At 71.6% G+C, this 4,512-nt stretch carries 6 protein-coding genes and 1 pseudogene; 5 read left to right on the forward strand and 2 right to left on the reverse strand.

What is annotated here, in order from left to right; all coding sequences use genetic code 11:
• The 5 genes and pseudogenes from FRW57_RS17770 to FRW57_RS17790 form a co-directional block, all read left to right on the forward strand.
• Positions 1–268: pseudogene (locus FRW57_RS17770) on the forward strand (formimidoylglutamate deiminase); the annotation flags it as partial.
• A complete protein-coding gene (gene hutI / locus FRW57_RS17775; RefSeq protein WP_152186621.1) occupies positions 265–1,452 on the forward strand; it encodes an imidazolonepropionase in 1,188 nt (395 codons plus the stop codon). The pseudogene FRW57_RS17770 and the gene hutI, both read left to right, overlap by 4 nt.
• Before the next feature lie 10 nt (positions 1,453–1,462).
• Entirely contained in the window at positions 1,463–2,014 is a 552-nt protein-coding gene (locus FRW57_RS17780) for a HutD/Ves family protein (RefSeq protein ID WP_203230396.1), read from the forward strand.
• Positions 2,015–2,074: 60 nt separating this feature from the next.
• A complete protein-coding gene (locus FRW57_RS17785; protein WP_152186622.1) occupies positions 2,075–2,542 on the forward strand; it encodes a nitroreductase family deazaflavin-dependent oxidoreductase in 468 nt (155 codons plus the stop codon).
• Between the two features lie 174 nt (positions 2,543–2,716).
• Complete coding sequence (locus FRW57_RS17790; RefSeq protein ID WP_152186623.1) at positions 2,717–3,019, forward strand: DUF4333 domain-containing protein; 303 nt, start codon at positions 2,717–2,719, stop codon at positions 3,017–3,019.
• Positions 3,020–3,121: 102 nt separating this feature from the next.
• On the opposite strand, the gene FRW57_RS23435 is transcribed toward FRW57_RS17790, so the two are convergent.
• Positions 3,122–3,370, reverse strand: a complete 249-nt coding sequence (locus FRW57_RS23435) for a hypothetical protein (RefSeq protein ID WP_162529409.1) — start codon at positions 3,368–3,370, stop codon at positions 3,122–3,124.
• A gap of 179 nt (positions 3,371–3,549) precedes the next feature.
• A partial coding sequence (locus tag FRW57_RS17800) for a dihydrolipoamide acetyltransferase family protein (RefSeq protein WP_162529410.1) occupies positions 3,550–4,512 on the reverse strand: 963 nt, incomplete at its 5' end.

Consider the following 4,512-nt stretch of genomic DNA (forward strand, 5'->3'; position numbering starts at 1 on the left):
CGGCTGGGCCGACGCGGGGCGCCTCGAGGCGGGGGCACGCGCGGACCTTGTCGCAGTGCGGCTCGACTCGCCGCGCACCGCCGGGTCCGCGCCCGAGCAGGTGCTGCTCTCGGCCACCGCGCCCGATGTCGACACGGTCGTGGTCGACGGGCGTGTGGTCGTCACCGGGGGGCGGCACGTCCTCGGTGACGTGGGAGCGTTGCTGCAGGACTCCATCGCACCGTTGTGGCGGACCGCCACCCCGACAGACGCAGGGAGAGACTCGTGACCACCACCCTCATCACCGGCATCGCCGAGCTCGTCACCAACGACCCGACCCTCGACGGGGCCGACCACTCGGAGGGACTCGGGCTGTTGCGAGACGCCGCGGTCGTCGTCGAGGACGGCACGGTCGAGTGGGTCGGGCACGCGGCGGGCGCGCCGGACGCCGACCAGCGGGTGGACGTGGAGGGCCGCTCCGTCGTGCCGGGGTTCGTCGACAGCCACTCCCACCTGGTCTTTGCCGGTGACCGCTCGGCGGAGTTCGCGGCGCGGATGACCGGCACGGCATACGACGGCGGCGGCATCGCCAACTCCGTGGACGCGACCCGGGCTGCCTCCGACGAGCAGCTGCGCGCGCTCGTGGCCAGGCGGGTCGGCGAGATGCGCGCGCAGGGGACCAGCACCGTCGAGATCAAGAGCGGCTACGGACTCACGGTGGACGACGAGGCCCGGGCCCTGCGCATCGCCGGCGAGTTCACCTCCGAGACCACGTTTCTCGGCGGCCACGTGGTGCCGCAGGAGTATGCCGACCGCCGGGAGGACTACGTCGAGCTCGTCGCCGGCGAGATGCTCCAGGCGTGTGCTCCGCACGCGAAGTGGGTGGACGTCTTCTGTGAGCCGAACAGCGCGCACGCGTTCACCGGTGAGGAGTCCCGGACGATCCTCGAAGCGGGGCGCGAGGCCGGGCTCCTGCTGCGGGTGCACGGCAACCAGCTCGGCCACGGCCCGGGCGTGCAGCTCGCCGTCGAGCTCGGCGCGGCCAGCATCGACCACTGCACCTACCTGTCCGACGACGACGTCGAGGCCCTCGCAGGAGCGGCCGACACCACCGTGGCCACGCTGCTGCCCGGAGTCGAGTTCTCCACGAAGTCGCCCTACCCCGACGCGCGAGCCCTGGTGGACGCTGGCGTGACCATCGCGCTGGCGTGCGACTGCAACCCCGGCACGTGCTACTCCTCGTCGGTTCCCTTCGTCATCGCGCTGGCGGTGCGCGAGATGGGGCTGACGCCGGCGGAGGCACTTCGAGCCGTGACCTATGGCAGCGCGCAGTCGTTGGAGCGCAACGACATCGGCCGGATCATGGTCGGGGGAAGTGGGGACCTCACGCTGCTCGACGCACCCTCCTACCTCCATCTGCCCTACCGTCCCGGCGTGCCGATCGCCCGCGCCCTCGAGCTGCCGGGGCAGTGACGTGGTGCGCGTGCTGCACTTCGCCGACCTCGTCGAGTCGCCCTGGCGCAACGGCGGCGGCCTCACCCGCGAGGTCGCGACGGCACCGGTCCAGGAGGCGGGGGAGTTCGACTGGCGGGTGAGCATCGCAGACGTCGACCGATCTGGTGCGTTCTCCGCGTTCCCCGGCGTCGACCGGGTGATCACCCTGCTCGAGGGCGACGGGATGGTGCTCACCGTCGACGGCGTCGAACGCACCCTGCGCCCTCACGAACCCTTCGCGTTCGCCGGCGAGAGCGACACGTCGTGTCGGCTGCCGGGCGGACCGACCCGCGACCTCAACGTGATGACCCGCCGGGGCAGGACGACCGGCGAGCTGACGGTCCGCGAGCTGGCAGGGGAGCCCGTCGAGCTGACCGGGCACGCCGTGGCTGTCGTCCTCGACGGGTCGCTCCGCCTCCAGGAGCCCGAAGCCGTCCCGCGCCCGCTGGCCCAGTTCGACTCGGTCGTGCTCGGGGACGGCGGACAGGCGCGATTGCGGGGGCGTGGCCGGGTGGCGCTGGTCCGGATCACCGCGTCCTGACCGGGCTCGGTGCCCACGAACGACGGCCATGCGCGCCGCTGCTCGGCGTATCCTCGAGCGATGAACCGGGCACTCGAGGCCGCCTTGAAGGCGCCGGTCGTGATGTATGACGTGGGACTGGGATGCGTGGTCGGGCATCGTTTCCTCCTGCTCACTCATCGCGGTCGCAAGAGCGGACTGGTCCACCGCACCATGCTCGAGGTCCTGCGCTGGGAGCCGGGCTCGCGCACGGCATACGTCATCTCCGGTCTTGGTCGCGGCAGCCAGTGGCTGAAGAACCTCCAGGCCGGCCAGGGTCTCGAGGTGCGGTGTGGCGGCGACCGGTTCGTGCCCACGCACCGGTTGCTGACCACGGACGAGGCCGCCGTCGTGCTGGAGGACTACGAGCGTGCGCACCGCGTCGCGGCTCGGCTCATCCCGCGGGTGCTGAACCGCCTGGCCGACGTCGACTACGACGGCACCGACGCGAGCCGGGGCCGCGTCGTCGAGCAGCTCCCGATCCTCGCGCTGACGCCCGCTCTCCACTGACCGGTCCGGCCGGTGAGCCGAACCGCGGCCTCCTCGACCGCGGTTCCCCGCTCCACCGGGACGCCCTACGATGACCGGCGGAACCTTTCCTCGTCGGCGTGGGTCAGAGGGGGGAACCAGCACACGCTTCGGGCAGCGACCGCCGCCTGCTTGCCTGCCCAATGGGAGGGACAGATGAAGAACGTCACGCGCAAGATCTCGGCGGCCGCAGCCGCACTGCTGACCGTGGGACTCGTCGCCGGTTGTGGGGGCAAGGTGCCGAAGGACGACGTCCAGACGCAGATCTCGAGCGCGCTGTCGAAGCAGGGGGTCAAGGTGGACAAGGTCGAGTGCCCCGAGGACCTCAAGGGCGAGGTCGACGCCCAGATGACGTGCACGGCCACCGCGGACGGCAAGAAGCAGGACTACAAGGTCACGGTGACCAAGGTCGAGGACAGCAAGGCCTATTTCAGCGTGCTGCCGGTCGAGAGCAAGTAGGTCTGCGGCTCCCTCGAGGCCGCCCGCAAGCAAACGGCCCACGCGTCGCCCCTCCCCCGGAGGAGGACGACGCGGGGGCCGTTTCGGTGTCGCCCGGTCAGGTCAGCAGAGCCGGGAGTGGAAGCCGAACTGGCGGACCTGTGCGTCCCTGATCTCGTCGCGCGAGAGGTGCTCGGGGACGTTGGTCGGGGGCAGCGGCTTCGAGAAGCCGGTCACCGGGCGGTGCTGGAACACCCGGCGGAGAGCCTGGCGCAGGCGGCTGGAGCCAGAGTGGCCGCCGGGGCGGCTGGTGGTGGTCGCGATGGGGCGGACGGTGGTCTCGGGGTGGCGGCGGGTGGCGGTGGTGCTCATGGCGGCGGTTCCTTACTGGTGCGCTATATCGCGTTATATCGCGTGTGCAGAGGACACGTTATAACGCGATATAGCGTGTGGCAACCTTTTTTGCGAACGCGTTCGCGCCTCACGCGGCTGCGCCCGTGGCCGCGTGGGCCACGGGCGCTCGCCTCGCTGTGCGGGGCTACCGCCTGAGCTCAGAGCTCGGCGAGCAGCGTGGTCGGGGCCTCGACACAGTCGGCGACGAAGCGCAGGAAGCCGCCGGCGACGCCACCGTCACACACCCGGTGGTCGAAGGTGAACGACAGCTGGGTCACCTTGCGCAGGGCCAGCGTGCCCTCGTGCGCCCACGGCTTGTCCGTGATGCGGCCGATGCCGAGCATGGCCGCCTCGGGGTGGTTGATGATCGGTGTCGAGCCGTCCACCCCGAAGACGCCGTAGTTGTTGAGCGTGAAGGTGCCACCGCTGAGCTCCGTGGGGGAGAGCGTGCCCTCCCGGGCGCGCTCGGTGAGGTCCCGCAGAGCCGCGGCCAGCTCAGAGGTCGAGCGCTCGTGCGCATCGTGGATCACGGGCACGACCAGGCCTCGAGGGGACTGCGCCGCAAAGCCCAGGTGGATTCGCCCGTGCCGGACGATCTCCGCGCGGTCGACGTCGACCGACGCGTTGAGGTCGGGGTAGCGCCGCAGTCCGGCAATCGTGATGCGGGCCACCAGCGCGAGCACGCCGATCCCCGCCTCCGGGCGCAGTGCCCGCAGCGCGTCCCTGGCGTCCATCAGCCCGGTGGCGTCGACGTCGACCCACGTGGTCGCGTCGGGGATCTCGCGCCGGCTCGTGGCCAGCTTGTCGGCGATGGTCTTGCGTATGCCGCGCAACGGGATCCGCAGGTCGTCTCCGGTCGTGGTCGGCGCACCTGCTGTGGTCTTGGCGCGCACCGCGTCCTCGACCTGGGAGCGCCGGACGATCCCCCCGGGCGCGGTGTCGGCGAGTGCGGCGAGCTCCACACCGTGCTCGCGAGCCAGCCTGCGGACGATCGGCGAGATGACACGCACCGCACCGGGCTGTGCGGGGACCCGACCACCGTTCGGTGCGCCCGGCGCCTCGGACACGGTTGCGGCAGAGCCGGACCCGGCCGCTGCCGGAGTGCGCCCGCTGCGTCGCCG

The organism is Segeticoccus rhizosphaerae (assembly GCF_009192725.1).
GTDB classification, from domain to species: Bacteria; Actinomycetota; Actinomycetes; order Actinomycetales; family Dermatophilaceae; genus Segeticoccus; species Segeticoccus rhizosphaerae.